This window comes from Aneurinibacillus sp. UBA3580, assembly GCF_002375825.1.
In the GTDB taxonomy this organism is placed as follows: domain Bacteria; phylum Bacillota; class Bacilli; order Aneurinibacillales; family Aneurinibacillaceae; genus Aneurinibacillus; species Aneurinibacillus danicus.
In genome coordinates, this window is the sequence record NZ_DFMZ01000136.1 from 1,729 (window position 1) to 3,719 (window position 1,991).

At 48.8% G+C, this 1,991-nt stretch carries 2 protein-coding genes; one reads left to right on the forward strand and one right to left on the reverse strand.

Going from position 1 to position 1,991, the window contains the following annotated elements:
* A partial coding sequence (locus tag B2899_RS17895; protein WP_286887529.1) for a DnaA N-terminal domain-containing protein occupies window positions 1–472 on the reverse strand: 472 nt, incomplete at its 3' end.
* A gap of 289 nt (window positions 473–761) precedes the next feature.
* Here B2899_RS17895 and B2899_RS17900 point away from each other — a divergent pair.
* On the forward strand, window positions 762–1,991 hold a 1,230-nt coding region (locus B2899_RS17900; RefSeq protein ID WP_286887531.1), incomplete at its 3' end, for an AAA family ATPase.

Sequence of the window (1,991 nt, forward strand, 5' to 3'; positions counted from 1 at the left end):
TGTGGCTAATTGGCCATGGTGGTCTTTTTAGCTTGCCGGCGTTTTTTATTTCCTTCTTGATATCGTCAAGCCCGCCTTCCATGCGGTCGAGCCGCTGGTGCAGCATCTGTAGTTCCTGCAGCACCTGAAGGAGTAAATTGCGGTTTTCGCGTTCCTGTTCTTCCTGTGGGTCGATACGGGTCGGCACTTGCTCCATACTGTAGCGCACATACGTCTTTACCTTGACGGAAAAAGAAACGGCATACCTATCGCCCGTTATCTCCTGGATTGCATCTTCGAGTACTTGCTTTAGTCTGGTCTCAAGCCACTGGCGTGTAAACTCGTTTTCTGCATGAATGGTAATCGTTTTCTTTTCGATATCGAAACGTTGGATGGTGAGCCCTTTAATCCACGTTTCAAAACTGGAGCGGGACATCTTCCGCTGCAGCAGTTCCAACGTTTCCTTCCAGATTTGTTCTATGGTTTTCATCATGATCGGTCCCCGCTTTTAGTATTTTCTAAAAACAATAAGCTGCTACAGTTATTATATAGTCGAGCTTGTTACTATATATCGGTTTGAAATCCTGTATACTGCAATGGTAAATAGCCTATTTCCCATATTTTGATCGCCCGGTATATAACCGGGAAGGAATTTTACTGTTCTACTGTGATAACGGGTAGAGGTTTTTCCCTTCTTCCATTATGATAAGCCTATAGAATGAATAAACTAAGATGTGCTTTGTCCTATTGTACGATTGAGCCTGGGAAAGGGATGAACAGCGATGTGGAAGCAAGTGTCGAAAGAAGATAGAGAAAAAAGAAAGGTGCCGGTGGAGCGGCTGCGCGTACAGACGCCGCCCGAGGCGTTTCCGTGTGAAACAACGGAACAGATTGAGCCGCTGCGGGAAGGGATTATCGGCCAGGATCGGGCCGTACGGGCGATGGATTTCGGCCTGAAAGTGCAGAAGGCAGGGTATAACCTTTATGTTGCCGGGCCTCCCGGAACCGGCCGGACGACGTATACGCGAGCGAAAGCGAAGCAGGCGGCCCGTAATAAACCGACTCCCGCAGATTGGTGTTACGTATACAATTTTTCGCGTCCTGACCATCCGTTGGCGCTTCGGTTTCCTGCAGGGGAAGGCAGAGAGTTTAAAACACGCATGGATGAACTGCTGCGTGATGTCGAACGGGAAATTCGCAAGATATTTTCCGGTGAGGATTATCAGAAGCACCGCCGTTTTATTATGCAGAATTTTGAGAAGAGGGCGCAGGAGATATGGAAGCAGATGGACCAGCTGGCCCGTGAGCTGAACTTCTCGCTGGAGCGCGTTCCTGAAGGCGGAATTGCCACGATTCCGCTTATGTTCGGCAAACCGCTCAGCAATGAGGATTTCGCCCGGTTGCCGGATGAATCACGCCAGGAAATCAAGGAGAAGAGCAAACGCCTTGAACAGGAAGTAACCGAGTCAGTCCGGCAGATTCAATTGTTAGAAAAGGAAGTCGAGCAGGAAGTCAGCCGCTTGAACAAGGATTCGGTCCGGCAGGTGCTTAAGCACTTATTCGAGCCGCTTTGGGAGACATATACAGAAGAAAAAATCCGCAAGTATTTGCAGGACTACCAGGAGGATATTATTGAAAATCACCACCTTTTCAAAGAGGATGATGGCACAGAAAATCCGATGGCGCGGCTGCTGCAGCGGAACGAAGAAAACAACCTGCAGCGCTATAGGGTAAATGTGCTGGTAGATAACGGACAGTTATCCGGCGCACCGGTTGTATTTGAAAATAACCCGACATATTATAACTTGTTCGGGCGGGTCGAATACCGCAGCACATTCGGTGCGATGACGACGGACTTTACGATGATTAAGCCTGGTGCCCTTCATATGGCGAACGGTGGGTACTTGATTGTTCAGATCGCTGAATTGCTGCGCAATCCGCTTTCCTGGCATGTGTTGAAACGCATGCTGAAAAACGAGAGCCTGCGTATCGAAAATTTATCGGAAGAGCAC